Annotated in this window: 20 protein-coding genes and 1 pseudogene; 14 read left to right on the top strand and 7 right to left on the bottom strand. The window is 68.1% G+C overall.

Annotation, left to right across the window (positions count from 1 at the left end; translation table 11 throughout):
- The first annotated feature begins 156 nt into the window (after positions 1-156).
- On the top strand, positions 157-1,092 hold the full coding sequence (locus A5702_RS09740) for an LCP family protein (RefSeq protein ID WP_055404685.1): 936 nt from the start codon (positions 157-159) through the stop codon (positions 1,090-1,092).
- Here A5702_RS09740 and A5702_RS09735 read toward each other — a convergent pair.
- Both A5702_RS09735 and A5702_RS09730 read right to left on the bottom strand, forming a co-directional pair.
- Complete coding sequence (locus A5702_RS09735; RefSeq protein WP_055404675.1) at positions 1,089-1,901, bottom strand: glycerophosphodiester phosphodiesterase; 813 nt, start codon at positions 1,899-1,901, stop codon at positions 1,089-1,091. The genes A5702_RS09740 and A5702_RS09735 overlap by 4 nt on opposite strands.
- Positions 1,898-2,944, bottom strand: coding sequence for a DUF4328 domain-containing protein (locus tag A5702_RS09730; protein WP_082956011.1), 1,047 nt, complete (start codon positions 2,942-2,944; stop codon positions 1,898-1,900). The genes A5702_RS09735 and A5702_RS09730 overlap by 4 nt, the downstream gene beginning before the upstream one ends.
- Positions 2,945-3,382: 438 nt before the next feature.
- On the opposite strand from A5702_RS09730, the gene A5702_RS26685 reads away from it, so the two are divergent.
- From A5702_RS26685 to rraA, 9 genes are all read left to right on the top strand, one after another.
- Positions 3,383-3,538 (top strand): hypothetical protein, encoded by a 156-nt coding sequence (locus tag A5702_RS26685; RefSeq protein WP_197499839.1) that lies wholly within the window; start codon positions 3,383-3,385, stop codon positions 3,536-3,538.
- Positions 3,539-3,680: 142 nt separating this feature from the next.
- Positions 3,681-4,304 (top strand): superoxide dismutase, encoded by a 624-nt coding sequence (locus A5702_RS09725; protein ID WP_055404677.1) that lies wholly within the window; start codon positions 3,681-3,683, stop codon positions 4,302-4,304.
- Between the two features lie 194 nt (positions 4,305-4,498).
- Positions 4,499-5,032, top strand: a complete 534-nt coding sequence (locus tag A5702_RS09720) for a hypothetical protein (protein WP_055404678.1) — start codon at positions 4,499-4,501, stop codon at positions 5,030-5,032.
- A 615-nt stretch (positions 5,033-5,647) separates the two neighbouring features.
- Positions 5,648-6,046: a secretion protein EspR gene (locus tag A5702_RS09715; RefSeq protein ID WP_055404679.1), complete on the top strand. Its 399-nt coding sequence runs from the start codon at positions 5,648-5,650 to the stop codon at positions 6,044-6,046.
- 121 nt (positions 6,047-6,167) lie between these two features.
- Complete coding sequence (locus A5702_RS09710) at positions 6,168-6,824, top strand: DUF6474 family protein (protein ID WP_068220207.1); 657 nt, start codon at positions 6,168-6,170, stop codon at positions 6,822-6,824.
- Positions 6,825-6,831: 7 nt separating this feature from the next.
- Positions 6,832-7,524, top strand: coding sequence for a YcnI family protein (locus tag A5702_RS09705; RefSeq protein ID WP_068220204.1), 693 nt, complete (start codon positions 6,832-6,834; stop codon positions 7,522-7,524).
- The gene (locus A5702_RS09700) at positions 7,521-8,021 is read left to right on the top strand and encodes a copper resistance CopC family protein (RefSeq protein ID WP_055404682.1); all 501 of its coding nucleotides are present in this window, start codon (positions 7,521-7,523) and stop codon (positions 8,019-8,021) included. Before A5702_RS09705 ends, A5702_RS09700 begins: the two co-directional genes overlap by 4 nt.
- 89 nt (positions 8,022-8,110) lie before the next feature.
- Entirely contained in the window at positions 8,111-8,551 is a 441-nt protein-coding gene (locus A5702_RS27190) for a hypothetical protein (RefSeq protein ID WP_055404683.1), read from the top strand.
- Between the two features lie 20 nt (positions 8,552-8,571).
- On the top strand, positions 8,572-9,051 hold the full coding sequence (gene rraA / locus A5702_RS09690) for a ribonuclease E activity regulator RraA (RefSeq protein WP_067823892.1): 480 nt from the start codon (positions 8,572-8,574) through the stop codon (positions 9,049-9,051).
- Here rraA and A5702_RS09685 read toward each other — a convergent pair.
- Positions 9,048-10,517 carry an NAD(P)/FAD-dependent oxidoreductase gene (locus A5702_RS09685; RefSeq protein ID WP_055404687.1) on the bottom strand — a complete coding sequence of 490 codons (1,470 nt, stop codon included), beginning with the start codon at positions 10,515-10,517 and terminating at the stop codon, positions 9,048-9,050. The genes rraA and A5702_RS09685 overlap by 4 nt on opposite strands.
- Before the next feature lie 77 nt (positions 10,518-10,594).
- Between A5702_RS09685 and A5702_RS09680 the strand changes: the two genes are divergently transcribed.
- Positions 10,595-11,236 (top strand): TetR/AcrR family transcriptional regulator, encoded by a 642-nt coding sequence (locus A5702_RS09680; RefSeq protein ID WP_067823875.1) that lies wholly within the window; start codon positions 10,595-10,597, stop codon positions 11,234-11,236.
- Positions 11,237-11,259: 23 nt separating this feature from the next.
- Positions 11,260-12,465 carry a DNA polymerase IV gene (gene dinB / locus A5702_RS09675; RefSeq protein ID WP_068220201.1) on the top strand — a complete coding sequence of 402 codons (1,206 nt, stop codon included), beginning with the start codon at positions 11,260-11,262 and terminating at the stop codon, positions 12,463-12,465.
- Positions 12,466-12,472: 7 nt separating this feature from the next.
- Here dinB and A5702_RS09670 read toward each other — a convergent pair whose 3' ends face one another.
- Together A5702_RS09670 and A5702_RS09665 are read right to left on the bottom strand one after the other, a co-directional pair.
- Positions 12,473-13,480 (bottom strand): PHP domain-containing protein, encoded by a 1,008-nt coding sequence (locus A5702_RS09670; RefSeq protein WP_055405628.1) that lies wholly within the window; start codon positions 13,478-13,480, stop codon positions 12,473-12,475.
- Between the two features lie 22 nt (positions 13,481-13,502).
- Positions 13,503-13,934, bottom strand: a complete 432-nt coding sequence (locus tag A5702_RS09665; RefSeq protein ID WP_067823870.1) for a hypothetical protein — start codon at positions 13,932-13,934, stop codon at positions 13,503-13,505.
- Positions 13,935-13,985: 51 nt separating this feature from the next.
- Here A5702_RS09665 and A5702_RS09660 point away from each other — a divergent pair, with 51 nt between their 5' ends.
- Positions 13,986-14,837, top strand: a complete 852-nt coding sequence (locus tag A5702_RS09660) for an LLM class F420-dependent oxidoreductase (protein WP_068220198.1) — start codon at positions 13,986-13,988, stop codon at positions 14,835-14,837.
- A 367-nt stretch (positions 14,838-15,204) separates the two neighbouring features.
- Here A5702_RS09660 and A5702_RS09655 read toward each other — a convergent pair whose 3' ends face one another.
- A complete protein-coding gene (locus A5702_RS09655) occupies positions 15,205-16,671 on the bottom strand; it encodes a glutamate synthase subunit beta (protein WP_068220195.1) in 1,467 nt (488 codons plus the stop codon).
- A complete protein-coding gene (gene gltB / locus A5702_RS09650; protein ID WP_068220192.1) occupies positions 16,664-21,247 on the bottom strand; it encodes a glutamate synthase large subunit in 4,584 nt (1,527 codons plus the stop codon). The genes A5702_RS09655 and gltB overlap by 8 nt, the downstream gene beginning before the upstream one ends.
- A 677-nt stretch (positions 21,248-21,924) precedes the next feature.
- Here gltB and A5702_RS27275 point away from each other — a divergent pair.
- Positions 21,925-21,997: pseudogene (locus A5702_RS27275) on the top strand (hypothetical protein); the annotation flags it as partial.

Genomic DNA, 21,997 nt, shown 5'->3' with positions numbered 1-21,997 from the left:
ACCGGGGCGGGGGTCGATCGCCGTTCACCCGGTTAACGTACGCGGCCGGCGGCCCGGCGTCCGACTACGCGCGCGCGTCCAATTCCCGCACCCCCGCCGCGACCGACGGCGCCGAGCGCGCGGCGCAGGCGCGGCTGGCGCCGCTGGGTCCGGACACTGGTTTCAGTGCTGGTGATCGCCGCGCTGCTGGTCGGCTTCGCGGCCGCCTGCGGGGCCGCCTGGTTCGATAGCCGGCTGCACCGCGACGACATCCTGGCCGACTACCCGGGGCGCCCCGGGCCGGGCCGCGGGACGAACTGGTTGCTGGTCGGGTCGGACAGTCGCCAAGGGCTCAGCCCCGAACAGCAAAACGAACTGGCCACCGGCGGTGACATCGGCAGCAGCCGGACCGACACCATCTTGCTGGTGCACCTGCCCGAACTGTGGTCCGGCGGCCGGGTGACGATGGTGTCGATACCGCGCGACTCCTACGTCCCGATCCCGGGCCACGGCAAGGACAAGATCAACGCCGCCTTCTCGATGGGCGGCGCGGCCTTGCTGGCCCAGACGGTGGAACAGGCGACAGGGCTACGCATCGGCCATTACGCCGAAATCGGGTTCGGCGGGTTCGCCGGCTTGGTCGACGCGCTCGGCGGGGTGACGGTGTGCCCGACGGCGCCGCTCAACGACCCGTTGGCCGGCATCGACCTGCCCGCCGGCTGCCAGAAGCTCAACGGCCGCAACGCGCTCGGGTACGTCCGGACGCGCGACACCCCGCGGGCCGATCTGGACCGGATGGTCAATCAGCGGCAGTTCGTGGCGGCGCTGCTGCGCGCCGCGGCCAGCCCCGCGGTGTGGCTCAACCCCTGGCGCTGGTACTCGGTGCCGCGCGCCCTCGCGGACGCGCTCACCGTGGACCGCGGCGACCACGTGTGGGACCTGGCCCGCCTCGGCTGGGGACTGCACGGCTCCCCGACCACCCTGACCGTCCCGATCGGTGAGTTCACCAGTGGCGACGCCGGATCGGTGGTGGTGTGGAATCACGACGAGGCCAGCCGGCTGTTCGAGGCGCTGGCCTCCGACGGGCCGGTGCCCACCGCTCCGCCGGACTAGCCGCCGCGGCCGTTCTGCAGATACGCCTTCGTGCGGCCCGGGTGGTGGGTGGCCAGCCACGCCACCCCCACGTCCCGGCAGAAATCGAGGTCTTCGTACTCGTCGACGTTCCAGCAGTACACGGCCCGGCCCTGGGCGATCGCACGATCCGCGAGCTGGGGATATTCCTTCAGCGTGGCCAGTGACGGGCCGACGGCCGTCGCACCGACCGCGGTGGCCGCGCCGCTGATCAGGTAGCGCGCGGTCTTGCCGAGCAGCACGGTCGGCAGCAGCGGCGCGGCCCGCCGGATCCGCCAGACCGCCGCCGCCGAGAACGACATCACCACCGCGCGGGACCGGTCGGCGGAGGCGGGTGAGGCGATGCCGAACCGATGCAGCAGCGCGAGAAGCTTGTTTTCCACCAGGGAGCCGTACCGCACCGGGTGCTTGGTCTCGACGAACAGCTTCACCGGCCGATGCCAGTCCAGGACGAGCGAAACCAACGCGTCGAGCGTCAACAAACTGGTGTCGCCGTGCGTGCCGTCTTCACGCCAGCTGTCGTGCCACGCGCCGTACTCGAGCTCGCGCAATTCGGCGAGGGTCATCGTGCTGACCAATCCGGCCCCGGTCGAGGTCCGGTCCAGCCGGCGGTCGTGCACGCACACCAGGTGACCGTCGCGGGTCAGGCGCACGTCGCATTCGACCCCGTCGGCGCCTTCTTTGAGCGCGAGATCGTAAGCGGCCAGCGTGTGTTCGGGCCGCGCGGCCGATGCGCCGCGGTGGGCTACCACAAAGGGATGCCCGGCGAGCACCTCCTCGGCCCACGTCATACGCCTAATGCTGCCGCTTCCTGCCCCTCCAGCTCAACCGGACCGGACGCCGGTGCCGGATCGCCGGGGACCACGACCCAACGGTGCGCGGGGCGCTCGACCGGTTTGCGCTCGAAGCCCTCGAAGACCCGGGCCGCCGCGGCCACCGTCAACGCCGCGAGTAAGTACGCGAACACCATCGCGATGGTGTTGTTCGCGATGCCCTGGGCGTCCTTGGCGAAGCTGGTGGCCATGGCGAAGACCGAGACCAGGTAGCTGCCGACCCACGCGATCCACCACTGGACGATGGGCTTGCGTATCCGGGAGTAGTGCTCTTCGAGGATCGCCAGCTCGATGACGTAGACGGGGGCCCACAGCAGATTGGCCAGCGGCACCACGCAGCCGGCCCACAACGCTCGGGGGCTCCGCGGCTCGGGCAGGCCGTGATGCGCGAACACCGCGGCGCGGCGCGCGATGAGCCAAAGGATCAGCATCGCCCCGGAGGCGAGCACCGCCGCGATCGCGGCCGCGCTGGCCAGGATGCCCAGCCAGTCCGCGCCGGCGGCGACCCAGGAATTCAACAAGGTGTTCCGGTTGACGATCAGCAGCACGTACCGCACGACATACACCAGGGCGGCGACGCCGAGGACGAGCACGCTCACGAACAGCGTGGTCCGGATCGTCGACACGGATGGCGTTCGCCGCGCGGGCGTTTGGGCCGCCGCGGCCGTTTGTTCGACATGGTCGGCAAGGCCCCACCGCGGGATCACCGCGTAGCGCGGCGTCGGGCCGAGGGGGCGTCGCCCGCGCCTCGGCGGTGGCGCGGCGCCCGGCCGCACCGCTATCCAGCGAAAGCCCGGCGGCAGCCGCGGCGGGGTGCGCTGGAACGTGCGGGGCGCCGGCGGCCGACTCGCGGGCGCGGGGCCATGCGGGCTCCACCGCGGGTCGGGCGCCGGCGCATCCGGCAAGGGCGCCATCAGGGCTCCCTGGCAACGGGGGCACCACTCGCGTTGCCGCTCGCGCACGTTCCACCGAGTGCCGCATTGGGAGCACACCTGGATCACCGGACTAGCCTAGCCGCGCGCCGATGCGCGCCGCGCGGGCTCACCGATGGCCCGAACGTCGCCGGTCGGCAATTATTTCGGCTCCCACGCCTATCCACAGTTTCCACAGGTTTATCCACACGTGGTTAGTGGGTAAGGGGAGCATTACTACAGCCCTGCAGGCTCGCGGTGGTTTCACTGTGGATAACGCTGTGGTAACGAAGTCATGCCATCGACAGCCCCAGACGGCCGTTGAGCGAAATGGATTGTCTTACTAAGCAGTCGGACCGGCGGTCCCCGAAACGGGTGAAAACCCCCTTGGCCGAACCCGTTCGCGGCCGTCGCCGAGCCGCAGCTCAGGGCGTCGTTTTCCAAGCCCGCCCGGAAGCGCTATGATCGCGTTCGCAAAATTGTTTGTGACTCACCTCACTGAGGTGAGGAGCGGGTGAAAGGCGATTGATGGCCACGCATTCGTTCGGTCCGGGGACACCGGGCCAGTCGAAGTCGTACTCCGGCTCGGCTGCGTGGAATCACAACTACAGCATCGCGGCGCTGCGCGCCGGGCTGATCGCCCTCGCACTACTCGCGGTACTCCTCCTCATCGTCTTGTCTTGAATCGGCGCCGAACGGGTATTCGGCCTCCGGCTCATCGCGGTCATTCTTGCGGTCGGCGCAGTCATGGAGCAGGGTTGTCTAGGGCTGGCCGCCGCGCGGCAGGCCCGCGAAGCGTTAGCAGACAATCGAAGAAAGGAACGCCGTGGCTGAATACACCCTGCCCGATTTGGACTGGGACTACGCAGCGTTGGAACCGCACATCTCGGGTCAGATCAACGAGATCCACCACAGTAAGCACCACGCCACCTACGTCAAGGGCGTGAACGACGCGGTTGCCAAACTCGAAGAGGCGCGCGCCAACGACGACCACGCCGCGATCTTCCTGAACGAAAAGAACCTGGCGTTCCACCTCGGCGGCCACGTCAACCACTCGATCTGGTGGAAGAACCTGTCGCCGGACGGCGGCGACAAGCCCACCGGCGAACTGGCCGCCGCCATCGATGACGCGTTCGGATCGTTCGACAAATTCCGCGCCCAGTTCAGCGCGGCCGCCAATGGCCTGCAGGGTTCGGGCTGGGCCGTGCTGGGCTATGACACGCTCGGCGGCAGGCTGCTCACCTTCCAGCTGTACGACCAGCAGGCCAACGTCCCGCTCGGCATCATCCCCTTGCTGCAGGTCGACATGTGGGAGCACGCCTTCTACCTGCAGTACAAGAACGTCAAGGCGGATTACGTCAAGGCGTTCTGGAACGTCGTCAATTGGGCCGACGTGCAGAAGCGGTACGCGGCCGCCACGTCGAAGACCAATGGCCTGATCTTCGGCTGAGTCCATCTCGAGGCATGGGGGCGTCGCGCGGCTCGCGCGGCGCCCCTTTCGTTTGTCGGGCCGTCAATTGGGCACTCCGAGAACATGTGCGCCACTAGCCGTGTCGGGTTGCACGGCACCGAACCCCCGGGCATGCTTGATTATTCGAGTTACCAGCGTGGTTAATCGGACGGAGGCGTCGCGCGGAGGTCGAAATGGAGACTGGGTCTGACCGCCCGATAGGGGTTTCCCCTTTCCATGCTCGTGGTGCCCTGAAAGGGTTCGTGATCTCCGGACGTTGGCCGGATTCAACCAAAGAATGGGCGCAATTGCTCATGGTCGCGGTCCGGGTCGCGTCATTGCCCGGATTGCTTTCCACCACAACGGTATTCGGTGCCCGCGAGGAATTGCCCGAAGAACCCGAGCCGGGCACGGTCGGCCTGGTGCTCGCCGAGGGCACGGTCTTCGGGGACTCCGCAATACAGCCGGGCTATTTCGCCGACCACCAACCCCCCGCGTTGCTGATGCTGCATCCGCCGTCGGAGACCACGCCGTCGTTGCCGGAATGCAGTGGGGCGGCGTCGGGATGCGTCCTGCTTCCCGGATTGCCCTATCTCGGACTCGAGCATCGGGCGGCGTGGGTGGAAGCCGAGGCCGACGGCACGATCACCTCGATGGTCAGTCGCGTAGGCGTCGACCCCATCACCCATCCCGATACCGCGATACTCGCGATGTTGCTCGCGGCATAGGCGTTTACATCGGCGCCGTTTCGTCCGGCCGGCAGTCCTCAGCACTCGACGAAGCGACCCCGGCAAACCGGTGTGCCGGACTCCGATCACCCGACGAACGTCGGTGATGTGTCGAAAGTTCGCCGGCGACACTGAGCGCGCCGTTGACGTCCCAGGCGCCGGCGACTTCCCCGGCGGGAGGGGTGCACGGGGCGCCTCGGCGTCGGCGGACCGAACGCCGGTTCACATCTCCCGCGCGTCCCAGGGCGGCGTTTTCCGGCCGCAGCACCGCTCTGACAGCAAATACGGCGTTAAGCGATCATAAATTGCTGCCTGGTTGCCGGGCGACCGCCCAGCACCCTTCCACCCTACACTTCCCCCCGCTCGGCATCACCGGCCCGCCACCTAGGGCCAAGCCGCGAATTCTGCGGATAACCTGTGAGTTTCGCTGATTTAGTGGACACTTCAGCGAATCAGTTAGACGCTCGTCAAGTGCGGTATCGGCAAGCACCAGCTACGCCTGGACCGAATCCGCGGGGGTTTGCACCTAGTTACGGACACAAACCCTCGCTACCATGATCAGCAAATACACCTAGGTAATAGTTCACTTCTACAGCCCAGTGGAGGTCATAACCCATGAGCACGACGTTCGCTGCTCGCCTGAACCGCCTGTTCGACACCGTGTATCCCCCCGGACGGGGGCAGCACACCTCCGCCGAAGTGATCGCGGCGCTCAAGGCGGAGGGCATCACGATGTCGGCTCCGTACCTGTCGCAGCTGCGTTCGGGGAACCGCACCAACCCGTCGTCGGCCACCATGGCCGCGCTGGCCAACTTCTTCCGCATCAAGCCGGCCTACTTCACCGACGACGAGTACTACGAGAAGCTCGACAAGGAGCTGTCGATCCTCGCCACGATGCGCGACGACGGCGTGCGCCGCATTGCCCTGCGCGCCTCCGAGTTGTCGCCCGAGGCCCAGCACGAGGTCATGCAGCGGGTCAACGAGTTGCGCCGCGCGGAACACCTGGACGCCTAGCGGGCACCGGGCGCCCGGCCCACCTGGGGGGCTCCCCTCCGCCCTTTCCGATTAGGGTTGGCTGACGGATCGCGCACGCGCGAGAGCGACAGTTTTCAACAGACCGGGGAGGCGGCCGGGTATGGCCCTGTTCCGCAAGCGAAAGAGCCGCGCGACGCGTCGCGCCGAAGCCCGTGCGATCAGGGCGCGCGCCAAACTGGAGGCCAAACTCGCCGCCAAGAACGAGAATCGCCGGTACCGCGCCGCCCACCGGGCGGAGGCCAAGGCGCTCCGCGCGCAGATCAAAGCCCAACGCGACAGCGACCGCAACGCGCTGAAAGTCGCGGAGACCCAACTCAAAGCGGCGCGGGAAGGCAAGATCTTCTCGCCGACCCGGATCCGCCGGACCCTGACGGTGTCCCGGCTCCTCGCGCCGATCCTGACGCCGATCATCTACCGCGCCGCGGTCTCGGCCCGCGCACTGATCGACCAGCGTCGCGCGGACCAACTCGGAATACCGTTGGCCCAGATCGGGCAGTTCTCGGGCCACGGCGCGCAGTTGTCGGCCCGGATCGCCGGCGCGGAGAAGTCTTTGCGGACGGTGCAGGACAAGAAGCCCAAGGACGCCGAGACCCGGCAATTCGTTTCGGCCATCACCGAGCGACTCACCGATCTCTCCGCGGCCGTCACCGCCGCGGAGAGCATGCCGGCCGCCCGCCGCCGCGCGGCCCACGCCGCGATCGCGTCACAGCTCGACGGCATCGAGGCGGACCTGATGGCCCGGCTCGGGCTCAGCTGACCGCCGCATGCGGCTTCCCGGCACAACGATCCGCGCGCGGCGGCTGACCCGCCTGCCCGTCGCGGTTGTCGCCGCCGTCGGCCTGTACCTCGTCGCCGCGGCGCACCTCCCCGCCGCGGGGGCGCACGTCCACGCCAGTAGCGACGACGCGGTGCGCGGCGCCATTGCGATCGTCACCTTTCAGGTACCCAACGAGTCGAACACGGGCGCGCTGACCACGGTCCTCAGCGTCGCCCTGCCCGACGTCGCCTCGGCGCGCACCGAAAGCATGCCGGGCTGGACGGCCAAGCTCGACCGAGACCCGGCGTCGGGGGCCGTTCACTCGGTGACCTGGACGGCCTCCCCGGGTGGCGGCATCGGGGTCGATCAATTCGCGCTGTTCCGGGTGTCGGTGAAGCTGCCCGACGCGGAGACCGTCACGTTTCCGGCCACGCAGACCTACTCCGACGGCACGATCGTGAAGTGGGACCAGCCGCCGCAACCCGGGGGCGGCGAGCCGGAGTACCCGGTGCCCACGCTGACACTGGCCGCGGGAACGGCTCCGTCCCACGGCCACCATCCGTCCGCGCCGCCGGCCGGCCAGCCGTCCGCGCCGCCGCCGCCGAAATCTCCGGACAACTCCGCCCGGCTGTTGGGCGGCGCGGCCCTGATCGTTGCCGCGCTGGGAATCTGCCTTGCGCTGATCCGCCGGCGAGCATGAGGCGGTTGGCGATCGCCACGCTCGTCGGTGCCCTGTTGGCGATCGCGACAGCCACCGCGCCGGTGGCGTCGGCGCACGCCGCGCGGGTGGGCACCGACCCGGCGGACAACGCGGTGCTCACGACCGGTCCGCCGCGGGTGAGCGCCACGTTCAACGAACAGCTGCAGACCACCTTCGCGGCCATGACCGTCGTCGGCCCCGACGGCAACGTGTGGTCCACCGGCGACCCCACCGTGCGGGGCGCGATGGTCGGCATCGACCTGCGGCCGCTGGGTCCCGCCGGGACCTACACGGTGAACTACCGGGTGACGTCCGCGGACGGCCACGTGGTCTCCGGATCCTGGTCGTTCCGGCTGACGGTGCCCGGTACCGGGACGCCCGGGCCCCCGGCCGGCGGCGCCCCGACCGGCGGCGATGTCCCGGTCTGGCCGTTCGTCGCGGTGGCGGTGCTGCTCGTCGCGGCGGGGGCACTGTGGGCGGTGCGGCACAGACCGTGACCGGCGGCCGAGCCGCCCACACTCGTGCTGGCATGATGGGTTCGGAGAACCCGCGTGGGCAAACGACAGAAAGCTCAAGGAGCGGCCGCATGGCAGACCCGCAGGACCAACCGAGCAGCGAACCCGACGACGCGTCGACCCCGCCGCCGGAGAAGAAGCCCCCGGCCAAGGCGGTCAAGAAGGCGGCGAAGGCGCCCGCCAAGAAGGCCCCCGCGAAGAAAGCCCCCGCAAAAAAGGCGCCCGCCAAGAAAGCGCCCGCGAAGAAGGCGCCGGCCAAAAGCGCCGAGCCCCCCGCCAAGGCGCCCGAGCCATCGCTGGCGGTGCAGCAGCGCATCGAAAGTAACGGCGACCTCGCCGCCGCTGCGAAAGATGTTGCGGCACAAGCAAAATCGACTGTCGATGCCGCCAACAACCCGGTCCCTGCGGACGCTCCGGCGATCTCCCTCACCCAGTCCCCGATGCCGTTGATCGTGGCCCTGGCGGTCAGCCTCCTGGCGATCCTGTTGATCCGTCAGCTGCGGCGCCGCTGACCGTCGCTACGGTGTCAGACGTGACCGTGTCATTTCAGCCGACCGCCGACCTCGTCGACGACATCGGGCCCGACGTTCGCAGCTGCGATGTGCAATTCCGCCAGTTCGGTGGCCGCCCGCAATTCGCCGGACCCATCAGCACCGTGCGCTGCTTCGAAGACAACGCGTTGCTGAAATCGGTGCTCTCCCAACCCAGTGCGGGCGGCGTACTGGTCATCGACGGCGGCGGTTCCCTGCACTCGGCGCTGGTCGGCGACGTCATCGCGGAGCTGGCCCGCTCGAACGGCTGGGCCGGGCTGATCGTCAACGGGGCGGTGCGCGATGCCGCCGCGCTACGCGATCTCGACCTCGGCATCAAGGCGTTGGGCACCAATCCGCGCAAGAGCGCCAAGACGGGCACCGGCGAGCGCGACGTCGAGGTCACGCTGGGCGGGGTGACCTTCGTCCCGGGCGAGATCGCTTACAGCGATGACGACGGCATCGTCGTCGTCAAGCCCTAAACCGCAACCGGCGCACGCTTTTTCGCGAACTGCAAGCCCTCGTCGTCAACCTTGCCACGCCGGATCGTGCGCATGTCGAAGAAGTAGTTCTGCTTGAGCCGCCACGGCGCACGCGACCCCGACTTGGGCAGCATGTCCATCGCCCGCTGAAAATATCCGGGGCTGAAGTCCATGAACGGCAACTCGTCGACGTCGGGGCCGGGACGCTGCGGCTCTACGAAGTCAAAACCGTTTGCGTCCATGTAATTCAGCAGTCGGCAGACGAACTCGGAGACCAGGTCGGCCTTCAGGGTCCACGACGCATTGGTGTATCCGAAGGTGATCGCGAAATTCGGCACGCCGGAGAACATCAGGCCCTTGTAGGTCATCAGCGACGTCAGCTCGATGGGCTCGCCGTTGCGGGTGGGCTTGACACCGCCGAGCAGCTGCATGTTCAGACCCGTTGCGGTGATGATGATGTCGGCCTGCAGCTCCTCACCGGAGGTCAGCCTGATTCCCGTCTTGGTGAACCGGTCGATGGTGTCGGTGACGACGTCGGCCTTGCCGTGCCGGATGGTCCGGAAGAAATCGCCGTCGGGCGCCAAGCACAGCCGCTGGTCCCACACGTTGTACCGGGGCCCGAAGTGCTTCTCGACGTCGTAGCCTTCGGGCAGCCGGCGCTTGGCCATGGTCATCAACGTCTTGCGCATGTAGGCGGGGGCCTTGCGCGACAGCTGGTACTGGAAGGTGCTGAACGAGATGGCTTTCCAGCGATTCGCGATGTGTGCCAGCCGGTCGGGCAGCAGCCGATTGGCCCGCTCGGCGAACGGGTCGACCCCGGGCAGCGAGCCGATGTAGGTCGGAGAGCGCTGCAGCATGGTGACGTGGCCGGAGCCGGAGTTCACCAGGGCCGGGATCAGGGTGATCGCGGTGGCGCCGGAGCCGATGACGACGATCTTCTTGCCCGCGTAGTCGAGGTCCTCCGGCCAGTGCTGCGGATGGACGATCCGGCCCTCGAAGTCCTCGGCGCCGGGGAAGGTGGGCGAGAACCCCTCGTCGTAGTTGTAGTAACCGGTGCAGGCGAACAGGAACGAGCAGGTGAGCTCGCGCTGCTGGCCATCGGACTCGACGGTCAGCGTCCAGCGGTTCTCGGCGTCGGACCAGTCGGCGGACACCACGCGCTGGCGGTAACGGATGTGCTGGTCGATCTTGTTCTCGACGGCGGCCTCGTTGATGTAGGCCTTGATGTCGGCGCCGTCGGCGATCGATTTCGCCGATCGCCAGGGCTTGAACCGGAACCCGAGGGTGAACATGTCCGAGTCCGACCGGATGCCCGGGTACTTGAACAGGTCCCAGGTGCCGCCCAGGTCGTCGCGGCGTTCGAGGATGGCGTAGCTCTTCGTCGGGCAGCGCTCCTGCAGGTGCCACGCCGCGCTGATCCCGGAGATGCCGGCGCCCACGATGATCACGTCAAGGTGCTCAGTCATGATGGCCACGGTATCAACGGGGTGTCGATGGAGTCAACAGGGTGTTGAAACTATCGACGCCGTGTAAAGTGGCGGTCGTGACTTCTGTCGGCCAGACCCGTGCGTTGCGGGGTCGCCGTGCGATTCGGCCGTCCGGCGACGACCGTGAGCGGGCAATCCTCGCGACCGCCGAGCGGCTGCTGGAACAGCGCTCGTTCGCCGACATCTCGGTCGATGACCTGGCCAAGGGCGCAGGCCTGTCGCGGCCGACGTTCTACTTCTATTTCAAGTCGAAGGATGCGGTGCTGATCTCGCTGCTGGAGCCGGTGATCGCGCGCGCCGACTCCGAGTTCGACGGCGCGGTGCAACGGCTGCCCTCGGACCCGCGCCGGGTGTGGCGCAACGGCATCAAGGCGTTCTTCCTGGCTTTCAGCACGCACCGCCGGCTCGCCCGCGCCGCAACCGAAGCGCTGGCGACCAGTCCCGAGCTGCGCGCGGTCTGGTTGAGCTTCATGCAGAAGTGGATCGACCAGACCGCGGCCATGATCGCCGCCGAACGCGCGCGCGGCGCCGCGCCGGAGACGATCCCGGCCGCCGACCTGGCCACCTCCCTGAACCAGATGAACGAGCGCACGATGATGGCCGCCCTGTCCGCCGAAACGCCGGCGGTCGACGAGGAGCGGGTGGTCGACACCCTCACCCACATCTGGGTGACCAGCATCTACGGCGAATCCAGCTAGCCGTCACAAGGGCGTGCGAACATATGTTCGTGCGGTGCGATGCGTCCATCCTGCACGCGGACCTGGATTCGTTCTACGCGTCCGTCGAACAGCGCGACGACCCGACGTTGCGGGGCCGCCCGGTGATCGTCGGCGGTGGCGTCGTGCTCGCCGCCAGCTACGAGGCAAAGGCCTACGGGGTGCGCACGGCGATGGGTGGCGCGCAGGCCCGCCGGCTGTGCCCGCATGCCGCGGTGGTGCCGCCCCGGATGCGGGCCTACAGCCGCGCCAGTGACGCGGTCTTCGAGGTGTTTCGCGACTGCACCCCGATCGTGGAGCCGCTCTCGGTGGACGAGGCGTTCCTGGACGTCGGCGGCCTGCGCCGGGTGTCGGGGACGCCGGTCGAGATCGCCGAACGGTTGCGCGCCGACGTGCGCGAGCGGGCCGGCCTGCCCATCACCGTGGGCATCGCCCGGACGAAGTTCCTGGCCAAGGTCGCCAGCCAGGAGGCCAAGCCGGACGGGCTGCTGCTGGTGCCGCCCGAGCAGGAACTGGCGTTCCTGCACCCGTTGCCGGTGCGGCGGCTGTGGGGCGTGGGCGCCAAGACGGCCGACAAGCTGCACGCCCACGGGCTGATGACCGTCGCCGACGTCGCCGAGCTGAACGAGTCGACGCTGGCCTCGCTGCTCGGCGGCGCCATGGGCCGGCAGCTTTTTGCCCTGTCGCACAACATCGACCGGCGCCGGGTGACCACCGGTGTGCGTCACCGGTCCGTGGGGGCGCAACGTGCGCTCGGCCGTGCAGGCAACACCATGTCGGCTTCGGAGATCGACGCGGTGGTGGTGAATCTGATCGACCGCATCACCGGCCGCATGCGCGCCGCCGGGCGTACCGGGCGCACGGTGGTGCTGCGCCTGCGGTTCGACGACTTCGGCCGGGCGACGCGGTCGCGGACACTGCCGTTGGCGACGTCCTCGACGCAGCCCATCCTGGCGGCCGCGCGTCAGCTGGTCGCGTCGGCCGCGCCGCTCATCGCCGAGCGCGGGCTGACGCTGGTCGGCTTCGCGGTGTCGGGAATCGACCGCAGCGGCGCCCAGCAACTGGCGTTGCCCTTCGACGACGAAGAGAACCGGCTCGCGATCGACGCGGCGATCGACCGGGTGCGGGACCGCTACGGCAAGTCCGCGCTCACGCCGGCGGTGCTCGTCGGGCGGGACGCGGGCTTGGAGATGCCGCACCTGCCGGACTAGTGCCGGACTAATTCGAAGCGGTCCAGTCCAGCAGCCGCTCGGCCGGCCAGGTGTTGACGATCCGGTCGACGGGCAGGCCCACGTCCAGCGCGCGCTGGGCGCCGTAACCGAGGAAGTCCAGCTGGCCGGGCGCGTGGGCGTCGGTGTCGATGCTGAAGACGCAGCCGATGTCCATGGCCTGCTTGAGCAGCCGGGTTGGCGGATCGCGGCGCTCCGGCCGCGAGTTGATCTCGACCGCGGTGCCGTGGTCGCGGCAGGCGGTGAACACCGCTTCGGCATCGAACTTCGACTGCGGTCGGATGCCCCGGTTCCCGGAGACCAGTCGCCCGGTGCAGTGGCCCAGGACGTCGGCATGCGGATTGGAGACGGCGCGCACCATGCGCCGCGTCATCGCCGCGGCGTCCATCGACAGCTTGGAATGCACGCTGGCCACCACGACGTCGAGGCGCTCGAGCAACTCCGGCTCCTGGTCGAGGCTGCCGTCCTCGAGAATGTCGACCTCGATACCGGTGAGGATGCGCATCGGCGCGAACTGGTCGCGCAGCTTGTCGATCACGTCGAGCTGCGCGCGCAACCGCTCCGGCGACAGCCCGTTGGCGATGGTCAGGCGCGGCGAGTGGTCGGTCAACGCGCAGTACTCGTGCCCCAGCGCGGATGCGGCCGCCATCATCTCGTCGATCGGCGCCGACCCGTCGGACCAGTTGGAATGCAGGTGCAGGTCGCCGCGCAACGCCGCGCGGATCTCACCCCCGCCGAGATCCTCGGCGCCGGAACGCAATTCGACCAGCAAGTCGGGCTCGCGACCGGACCAGGCCTGGTCGATGACTTTCGCGGTCTTGGGTCCGATGCCCGGCAGCGACTGCCAGCTGTTGGCCTGGCCGTGCCGCTCGCGCGCGGCGTCGTCGAGACCCTCGATGATGTCGGCGGCGTTGCGATACGCCATCACGCGTCGCGGGTCGTGGCGGCTCCGGTCCTTGTAATAGGCGATCTGCCGCAGGGCGGTTACCGGGTCCATGACTCCAGTGTGCCCGCCCCCGTCAGGTCAGCTGCCCGACGATGAAGCCGGCGAGCAGCACGCTGAAGCCCCCGATCTCGCCTGCGATGAGCAGCGCCATCATGAGGCCGGTGCCGGGGGCGGGGTCCGCGAACTGGTTGACGGTGTCCCGGCGCGCCCCGTGCGCGATGTAGCTGAGGATGGCGCCGACGAAAAAGAAGACGACCACGCCGGCCGCGGTGAGGTTGGCCCACGTCGGCCAGGCGCTGAGCTCGACGAAGACCGCCAGCAACAGCGTCGCAAACGAGTAGAGCAGCGCCGCCCGGTGCGCGATGTCGACGTAGGGATGGGCGCGATGGTCCGGTGCGACCATGATCTGTCGGTATTTCCACACGCCGAGCACCAGCGCGAGCAGAAAGATCAGCCCGGCCGCCAGCAGCGTGACCTTGGTATCGAGTCCGAGGGAGTAGCTCATCGCGCCGCTGAGTTTAGTTGCGCTTCATAAAGATCGGCTAACGTCGGTTTCATGCGATTCGCGTTCAAGACCTCACCTCAGAACACCACCTGGGCCGACATGCTGGCCGTCTGGCAGGCGGCCGACGGTATCGACGTGTACGAGTCCGGGTGGACCTTCGACCACTTCTACCCCATCTTCTCCGACAGCAGCGGGCCCTGTCTGGAGGGCTGGACCACGCTCACCGCCCTGGCGCAGGCGACCACGCGGCTGCGGCTGGGCACCCTGGTCACCGGCATTCACTACCGCCACCCCGCGCTGCTGGCCAACATGGCAGCCGCCCTCGACATCATCTCGAACGGACGACTGGAGCTGGGCATCGGCGCCGGCTGGAATGAAGAGGAGTCCGGCGCCTACGGCATCGAGCTGGGCAGCATCAGGGAGCGCTTCGATCGGTTCGAGGAGGCGTGCGAGGTGCTGGTGAGCCTGCTCAGCCAGGAGACCACCGATTTCGACGGCAAGTACTACCAGCTCAAGGGCGCCCGCAACGAGCCCAAGGGTGTGCAACGCCCGCACCCGCCGATCTGCATCGGCGGCAGCGGGGAGAAGCGAACGCTGCCGATCACCGCGCGCTACGCGCAGCACTGGAACTTCGTCGGCGGTCCCCCCGAGTTGTTCGCGCGCAAGCGTGACGTGCTGGCCGCGGAGTGCGAAAAGATCGGGCGCGACCCGAAGGAGATCATGCTGTCGGCCCACCTGCGCCTGGACGCGGAGCGCAACTACCAGCAGGTCGTCGAGGAGGCGGCCGGACTGGCCGCCGAGGGGCTCGACCTGGGCATTGTGTACATCAACCCGCCGCACGACCCGGCCGTCTTGGAACCCTTGGCCGAAACCATCCGCGATTCGGGGTTGCTGGACCACTAGGGGCCCCGTTTTCGCGCATTGCGGCGGTGAGCAAACTCCCGCGCCGCGCGGGAACGCGTGTGGGAAGGGTGGTTACGCGCCGAAAATCAGCAAATCGTCGGCGGTGACCAGGCGCTCGTGTTTGGCGGGGAACTCTCGGCTTTTTACCGGGTGGCGAAACCAGGACCAGGCGATTCGCCCCATCCGTGATCGAGGTACGGGATTGATGTGCACAGTGATCACTCCTGCGATCGTTCCGTTCAGCCGGGACCCCGATCTTTCGCCCGTGTGACGGAGCCCACAAAGGGCTATTAGACACCCGGCGGCTGGCAAACGAGGGCAGACTCGCCGAAGTTTGGTGCTTGTGTTTCTGGTGTGACTACTGTGACTACTGCAGGGGAACGGCGGTCGGCTTGACCGGCGCCGGGAGCGCGGTCGCCCCCATCAGGTAGCGGTCAACGGCCGCGGCCGCCGCCCGGCCCTCAGCTATCGCCCAGACGATCAGCGACTGACCCCGACCCATGTCCCCGGCGACGAACACACCCGGGACCGACGTGTCGAAGTCGGCACCCCGCGCGACGTTGCCACGCTCGGTGAATTTGACCTCGAGGTCGTTGAGCAGGCCTTCCTTTTCCGGCCCGACGAATCCCATGGCCAGCAGCACCAGGTCGGCCTCGAGTTCGAAGTCCGAGCCCTCCACCTTGACGAACTTGCCGTCCTGCATGGTGACCTCGTGCGCCTTGAGCGCCGTCACACGGCCGTCCGCGCCGACGAACTGCTCGGTGTTCACCGAGAACACCCGCTCGCCGCCCTCCTCGTGCGCCGAGGACACCCGGTACATCAGCGGATAGGTCGGCCACGGGGTCGATTCGGCGCGCGACTCCGGCGGTCGGGGCATGATCTCGAATTGGTGCACGACGGCGGCGCCCTGCCGGTGCGCGGTGCCGAGGCAGTCCGCCCCGGTGTCGCCGCCGCCGATGATGACGACCTTCTTGCCCTTGGCGGTGATCGGCGGCTCCCCGTCGGGCCCCAGGACGTCGTCGCCCTCCTGCACCCGGTTCCCCCACGGCAGGTATTCCATCGCCTGGTGGATGCCGTCCAGGTCCCGCCCGGGCACGGGCAGGTCCCGCCAGGCGGTCGCGCCGCCGGCGAGCACCACCGCGTCGAAATCGGCCCGCAGTTGTTCGGCGGTGATGTCGATCCCGACGTTGACGCCCGCGCGGAATTCGGTTCCCTCGGCCCGCATCTGGTCCAGGCGCCGGTCGAGGACGCGCTTTTCCATCTTGAATTCCGGGATGCCGTAGCGCAGCAGCCCGCCGATGCGATCCGACCGCTCGAAGACGGTGACCGTGTGGCCGGCGCGGGTCAGCTGCTGCGCGGCGGCCAAACCGGCCGGACCGGAACCGACCACCGCTACCTTCTTCTGAGTCAGCTTGTCCGGGGGCAGCGGCACCACGAAGCCTTCCTCGAAGGCACGGTCGATGATCTCCAGCTCGATCTGCTTGATCGTCACCGGATCCTGGTTGATGCCAAGCACACAGGCCGGTTCACACGGCGCCGGACACAGCCGGCCGGTGAAGTCCGGAAAGTTGTTGGTGGCGTGCAACCGCTCGATCGCGTCGCGCCAACGGCCCCGGCGCACCAGGTCGTTCCACTCCGGGATCAGGTTGCCCAACGGACACCCGTTGTGGCAGAACGGAATACCGCAATCCATGCACCGGGTCGCCTGCTCGCGCAGGGTGCCCTCGTCGAAGTCCTCGTAGACCTCGTGCCAGTCCTTCAACCGCAGCGGGACAGGCCGACGCTTCGGCAGTTCCCGGTGGGTGTACTTCAGGAAGCCGCTCGGATCAGCCATGCGCGGCCGCCATGATCGCCTTGTCCACGTCGACGCCATCGCGCTCGGCTTCGGCGATCGCCTGCAGCACCTTCTTGTAGTCGCGCGGCATCACCTTGACGAAGTGGCGCTGTTGTCCGCGCCAGTCGGCCAGGATCCGCTGGCCTACCGCGGAATCCGTGGCGTCCACGTGCGCCTGGATGATGCCGTGCAGGAACTCGGCGTCGTCGGAGTCCAGCGTCTCCACATCGACCATCTCGATGTTGAGGTTGTCCGGCAATTGCTCGTCCGGGTCGTACACGTAGGCCACACCCCCTGACATCCCCGCGGCGAAGTTGCGGCCGGTTCGGCCCAGAATCACAACGCGACCACCCGTCATGTATTCGCATCCATGGTCACCGACACCCTCGACCACCGCGTGGGCGCCGGAGTTACGAACCGCGAACCGTTCACCGACCACTCCGCGCAGGAAGGCCTCGCCGCTGGTCGCGCCGAACAGAATCACGTTGCCGCCGATAATGTTGTCCTCGGCCACGTAGTCCTGCGGGGCGTTGTCCGACGGCCGCACCACGATCCGCCCGCCCGAGAGGCCCTTGCCGACGTAGTCGTTGGCGTCGCCGTAAACCCGCAGGGTGATTCCCTTCGGCACGAACGCCCCGAAGCTGTTGCCCGCGGAGCCGTCGAAGGTGATATCGATGGTCCCGTCCGGAAGCCCCTGCCCGCCGTAGGCTTTGGTCACCTCGTGGCCGAGCATGGTGCCCACCGTGCGGTTCACGTTGCTGATGGTGGTCGAGAAGCGCACCGGCTTGCCGGAATCGAGCGCCTCCCGGCTCATCACGATCAACTGCTGATCGAGCGCCTTGTCCAGGCCGTGGTCCTGACGGGAGCTGCAGTAGAGATCCTGGTTCATGAACGCCGACTCGGGCTCGTGCAGCACCGGCGCGAGATCCAGCTTGTGCGCCTTCCAGTGCGCGCGGGCCAGCGTGGTGTCCAGCGCCCCGACCTGGCCGACGGCCTCGTTGACGGTACGGAAACCCAACTGCGCCATGTATTCCCGAACCTCTTCCGCGATGAACATGAAGAAGTTCTCGATGAACTCGGGCTTGCCGGTGAACCGCTCCCGCAGCACCGGGTTCTGGGTGGCGACGCCGACCGGGCAGGTGTCGAGGTGACACACCCGCATCATGATGCAGCCCGCGACCACCAGCGGCGCGGTGGCGAAACCGAATTCCTCGGCGCCGAGCAGTGCGGCGATCATCACGTCGCGACCCGTCTTGAGCTGGCCGTCCACCTGGACCACGATCCGGTCGCGTAAACCGTTGAGCAGCAACGTCTGTTGCGTCTCGGCCAGGCCCAGCTCCCACGGCGCGCCGGCGTGCTTCATCGACGTCAGCGGGGTCGCGCCCGTGCCGCCGTCGTGGCCGGAGATCAGCACCACGTCCGCGTGCGCCTTGGAGACGCCGGCCGCGACCGTGCCCACTCCGTTCTCGGAGACCAGCTTGACGTGCACGCGCGCGGCGGGGTTGGCGTTCTTGAGGTCGTGGATCAGCTGCGCGAGATCCTCGATGGAGTAGATGTCGTGGTGCGGCGGCGGCGAAATCAGGCCGACTCCCGGCGTGGAATGCCGAACCTCGGCGACCCACGGGTACACCTTGTGCCCGGGAAGCTGGCCGCCCTCACCGGGTTTGGCGCCCTGCGCCATCTTGATCTGGATGTCGGTGCAGTTCGTCAGGTAATGCGACGTGACACCGAAGCGCGCGGAGGCCACCTGCTTGATCGCGCTGCGGCGCCAATCCCCATCGGGATCGCGCTCGAAACGCTTGACGTCCTCGCCGCCCTCACCGCTGTTGGATCGTCCACCCAGCCGGTTCATCGCGATGGCCAGCGTCTCGTGCGCCTCGGCCGAGATCGAGCCGTAGCTCATGGCCCCGGTGGAGAAGCGCTTGACGATCTCGCTGGCGGGTTCGACCTCTTCCAGCGGAACGGGCGGCCGCACCCCGCCGCGGAACTTGAGCAAGCCGCGCAGTGAGGCCATCCGCTCGCTCTGGTCATCGACCAGGCGGGTGTAGTCCTTGAAGATCTTGTATTGGCCGGTGCGGGTCGAGTGCTGCAGCTTGAATACCGTCTCCGGGTTGAACAGGTGGTACTCACCCTCCCGGCGCCACTGGTATTCGCCGCCCACCTCGAGCTCGCGGTGCGCCCGCTCGTCGCGGCGGTCCAGGTAGGCCAGCCGGTGGCGGGCGGCGACGTCGGCGGCAATGTCCTCCAGGGTGATCCCGCCGATCGGGCAGCTCAACCCGGTGAAGTACTCGTCGAGCACGTCCTCTGACACGCCGACCGCCTGGAACAGCTGCGCGCCGGTGTAGGAGGCCAGGGTCGAAATGCCCATCTTGGACATCACTTTGAGCACGCCCTTGCCGGCGGCCTTCACGTAGTTATTCAGCGCCTTTTCGCGGTCGATACCGTCGATCGCGCCGCGGTCGAGCATGTCCTCGATCGACTCGAACGCCAGGTAGGGGTTGATCGCCGCCGCCCCGCACCCGATCAGCATCGCCATGTGGTGCACCTCGCGGGCGTCACCAGTCTCGACGACCAGGCCCACGTGCGTGCGCGTCCGGTCGCGCACCAAGTGGTGGTGCACTCCGGCGACCGCGAGCAGCGACGGGATGGGTGCCATCCGCTCGTCGGAGTGGCGGTCCGACAGGATGATGACCCGCGCACCGTCCTCGATCGCCGCCGACGCCTGCGCACGCACGTCGTCGAGCGCCGCGGCCAGGCCTGCGCCGCCCTCGGCGACCGGGTACAGGCAGCGAATCACCTTGGACCGCATGCCATGCGGGCGCCCGTTGACCTCGTCGTCGGGGTTGAGGTTGACCAGCTTGGCCAGCTCGTGGTTGCGCAGAATCGGCTGCTGCAAAGCGATCTGGTGACAGGACTGCTCGGTCGGCGTGAGCAGGTCGCGCTCCCCGCCGGTGGTGCCCTGCAAACTGGTCACCACCTCCTCGCGGATGGCGTCCAGCGGGGGGTTGGTCACCTGGGCGAAGAGCTGCTGGAAGTAGTCGTAGAGCATCCGCGGCCGCTGCGAGAGCACCGCGACCGGGGTGTCGGTGCCCATCGAGCCGAGCGGCTCGGCACCGGTACGCACCATGGGCGACACCAGCAGGTTGAGCTCCTCGTAGGTGTAGCCGAATGTCAGCTGGCGCTTGACGAGTCGATCGTGGGGCATCCGCACGTAGTCGCCCTGCGGCAGCTTCTCCAGGGGAACCAGGTTGCGGTCGAGCCACTCCTGGTACGGATGCTCGGCCGCGAGTTCGGCCTTGATCTCCTCGTCGGAGACGATGCGCCCCTGGGTGGTGTCCACCAGGAACATCCGGCCCGGCTGCAACCGCATCCGACGGACCACCTTGGCCGGGTCCAGGTCCAGCACACCGGCCTCGGAGGCCATCACCACCAGGCCGTCCTCGGTGACCCAGATCCGGGAGGGGCGCAAGCCATTTCGGTCAAGCACCGCACCCACGATGGTGCCGTCGGTGAACGTGATCGACGCGGGCCCGTCCCAGGGCTCCATCAGGGACGCGTGGAACTCGTAGAACGCCCGCCGCGCGGGGTCCATCGACTCGTTGCGCTCCCAGGCCTCCGGGATCATCATCAGCACCGCGTGGGCCAGGCTGCGGCCACCCAGGTGCAGCAGCTCGAGCGCCTCGTCGAAGCGCGCCGTGTCGGAGGCGCCCGGGGTACAGATGGGGAACAACTTCTCGACATCGGCTTCCGTGCCGAAGATGTCGGTCTTCATCAACGCCTCACGGGCCCGCATCCAGTTCTCGTTGCCGGTGACGGTGTTGATCTCGCCGTTGTGAGCCACCCGACGGAACGGATGGGCCAGCGGCCACGACGGGAAGGTGTTGGTGGAGAACCGCGAATGGACGATGCCCAGCGCGCTGGTCATCCGATCGTCTTGCAGGTCAAGGTAAAACGCCTTGAGCTGCGGCGTGGTCAGCATGCCCTTGTAGACCAGGGTCTGGCCGGAAAAACTTGGGAAATAGACGGTTTCGCGGCCGGGCCCGTCCTGCCCGGGACCCTTGGTGCCGAGTTCGTGCTCGGCGCGCTTGCGGACCAGATAACAGCGGCGCTCCAGCGTCATGTCCGATGCGCCGGCCATGAAGACCTGCCGGAACGTCGGCATCGCGTCGCGAGACAGCGCGCCAAGCGACGAGTCGTCGATGGGCACGTTGCGCCAGCCGAGCACCGTCAGACCCTCGGCTTCGGCGATCTTCTCGACCGCGTCGCAGGCGGCCGCGGCGTCCTTGGACGACTGCGGCAAGAAGGCGATTCCCGTGGCATAGCTGCCCGGGGGCGGCAACTCGAAATCGACGACTTCGCGCAGGAAGGCGTCCGGGACCTGGATCAGGATGCCGGCGCCGTCACCGCTGCGCGGTTCGGCGCCTTGAGCACCGCGGTGTTCGAGGTTGAGCAGCGCGGTGATGGCCTGGTCCACGATGTCGCGGCTGCGACGGCCGTGCATATCGACGACCATGGCTACCCCGCACGAATCGTGCTCGAACGCGGGGTTGTATAACCCGACGCGCTTGGGCGTCATATGCACCTGACCCTTCAACTGAACGTTTGTCAGCGGCCGTTAACAGCTGCTCCCGAGGAGGTCGTACCCGAAGGTTGCGGGCTGTGATCCCTCGGTCTTGTCTCGATAGGCTGTCCCCCAGGTGGCGATGATCCTGTTAGGGATGCGTCCGTGCAGCGCTGAACGGTGGCCTGGAAACCGGTCTCGACAAGTCGTAAAACGATATGACAATACCCGCCTGACATGCCAACTTCGCCAAGTCTAACCGCCAGCTGGCAGCCCCGTAAATTCCGCGGCGGCCGACGGCCGGCAACCGTGCCGACGTGCCGTTTTGGGGGTGCAATTCTCGTCACAGCCCCGCCGCCCGCGCCGGCGCGGCGCGTGAACGGAAACCGCGTTGGGAGTTTGCTGCCAGAGCCACCTCGGATCGCCGCCGCGCTGCCGTCGGCCCGCATGACGGTGCTCAGCGGGTGGCCCCGGCCGCCGCGGCCGCGCCGCGTCAAGCGCTGCTAAGTTTGCACGGTATCGGTGCGCGCCCCGTGAGGAGATACTGGACCCGTACTGGTCCGCCTTCCGCGACGGCGGTTGGGCCGTGGCGCTTATCACTGGCCCCGGACGAACCCCACCAGCGCCGATCGATCACCCGGCACGCGAGGAGCCCATGAACGAGCGCGACGAATTCCTGAGGGACCGTCTGCAGCCGCGACATCGTGGACCAGGCCATCACCGCGCTGCTCAACCTCGAACACCGCGGTGCTCAAGGCGCCGAAC

It is taken from the genome of Mycobacterium sp. E3339, from assembly GCF_001666915.1.
GTDB lineage: Bacteria > Actinomycetota > Actinomycetes > Mycobacteriales > Mycobacteriaceae > Mycobacterium.
Note: the sequence above shows the minus strand (reverse complement) of the source record. Positions and strands in the feature narration are given on the sequence as shown.

Coding starts and splice junctions, on each gene's coding strand:
- A5702_RS09735 (WP_055404675.1), bottom strand. CDS start 1,901: ATGACGTGGGCCGAGGAGGTGCTCGCCGGGCATCCCTTTGTGGTAGCC.
- A5702_RS26685 (WP_197499839.1), top strand. CDS start 3,383: ATGGCCACGCATTCGTTCGGTCCGGGGACACCGGGCCAGTCGAAGTCG.
- A5702_RS09720 (WP_055404678.1), top strand. CDS start 4,499: ATGGAGACTGGGTCTGACCGCCCGATAGGGGTTTCCCCTTTCCATGCT.
- A5702_RS09715 (WP_055404679.1), top strand. CDS start 5,648: ATGAGCACGACGTTCGCTGCTCGCCTGAACCGCCTGTTCGACACCGTG.
- A5702_RS09710 (WP_068220207.1), top strand. CDS start 6,168: ATGGCCCTGTTCCGCAAGCGAAAGAGCCGCGCGACGCGTCGCGCCGAA.
- A5702_RS09705 (WP_068220204.1), top strand. CDS start 6,832: ATGCGGCTTCCCGGCACAACGATCCGCGCGCGGCGGCTGACCCGCCTG.
- A5702_RS09700 (WP_055404682.1), top strand. CDS start 7,521: ATGAGGCGGTTGGCGATCGCCACGCTCGTCGGTGCCCTGTTGGCGATC.
- A5702_RS27190 (WP_055404683.1), top strand. CDS start 8,111: ATGGCAGACCCGCAGGACCAACCGAGCAGCGAACCCGACGACGCGTCG.
- A5702_RS09685 (WP_055404687.1), bottom strand. CDS start 10,517: ATGACTGAGCACCTTGACGTGATCATCGTGGGCGCCGGCATCTCCGGG.
- dinB (WP_068220201.1), top strand. CDS start 11,260: ATGTTCGTGCGGTGCGATGCGTCCATCCTGCACGCGGACCTGGATTCG.
- A5702_RS09670 (WP_055405628.1), bottom strand. CDS start 13,480: ATGGACCCGGTAACCGCCCTGCGGCAGATCGCCTATTACAAGGACCGG.
- A5702_RS09665 (WP_067823870.1), bottom strand. CDS start 13,934: ATGAGCTACTCCCTCGGACTCGATACCAAGGTCACGCTGCTGGCGGCC.
- A5702_RS09660 (WP_068220198.1), top strand. CDS start 13,986: ATGCGATTCGCGTTCAAGACCTCACCTCAGAACACCACCTGGGCCGAC.
- A5702_RS09655 (WP_068220195.1), bottom strand. CDS start 16,671: ATGGCTGATCCGAGCGGCTTCCTGAAGTACACCCACCGGGAACTGCCG.
- gltB (WP_068220192.1), bottom strand. CDS start 21,247: ATGACGCCCAAGCGCGTCGGGTTATACAACCCCGCGTTCGAGCACGAT.